The sequence below is a fragment of the Streptomyces sp. SP17BM10 genome, assembly GCF_036322405.1.
Lineage (GTDB): Bacteria > Actinomycetota > Actinomycetes > Streptomycetales > Streptomycetaceae > Kitasatospora.
The window spans coordinates 1-877 of sequence record NZ_JAQYXB010000614.1 but is presented as its reverse complement, the minus strand read 5'-3'; the positions used below and the strand labels follow the sequence as shown (position 1 = coordinate 877).

The following is an 877-nucleotide window of genomic DNA, read 5'->3' as shown; positions in this document are numbered from 1 at the left end:
GGCCGCTACTTCGGTACGGCGGTGGCCTCGGGCAGGCTCGGGGACTCCACGTACTCCACCATCCTCGACCGGGAGTTCAACATGATCACCCCGGAGAACGAGATGAAGTGGGACACCACCGAGCCGTCCCGCGGGTCGTTCAACTTCGCCCCCGCCGATGCGATCGTCGGCCACGCCTCCGCCCACGGCCAGCGCATGCGCGGCCACACCCTGGTCTGGCACTCCCAACTGCCCGACTGGGTCAAGTCCCTCACCGACGCCACCACCCTGCGCGGCGTGATGGACAACCACATCACCACCGAGATGAGCCACTACAAGGGCACGATCTACGCCTGGGACGTCGTCAACGAGGCCTTCGCCGACGACGGCAGCGGCCGGCACCGCGGCTCGGTGTTCCAGAACGTGCTGGGCGACGGCTTCATCGAGGAGGCCTTCCGCACCGCCCGCAACACCGACCCCTCGGCCAAGCTCTGCTACAACGACTACAACATCGAGAACTGGTCCGACGCCAAGACCCAGGGCGTCTACCGCATGGTCAAGGACTTCAAGTCCCGCGGCGTGCCCATCGACTGCGTCGGCTTCCAGAGCCACTTCGGCACCGGCGGCCCCCCGGCGAGCTTCCAGACCACCCTGTCCAGCTTCGCCGCCCTCGGCGTCGACGTCCAGCTCACCGAACTCGACATCGCCCAGGCCTCCGGCAACGCCTACGCCACCGCCGTCCAGGACTGCCTCAACGTCACCCGCTGCACCGGCATCACGGTATGGGGCATCCGCGACAGCGACTCCTGGCGCAGCGGCGAGAACCCCCTGCTGTTCGACCGCAACGGCACCAAGAAGCCCGCCTACGGCGCCGTCCTCACCACCCTCGGAGGCAGCG

1 protein-coding gene is annotated in these 877 nt (G+C 68.1%); it reads left to right on the top strand.

Annotated elements, in window-relative coordinates:
- Nucleotides 1-877 (top strand): endo-1,4-beta-xylanase (locus PUR71_RS23205; protein WP_329929015.1); only part of this gene is annotated, 877 nt, incomplete at both ends.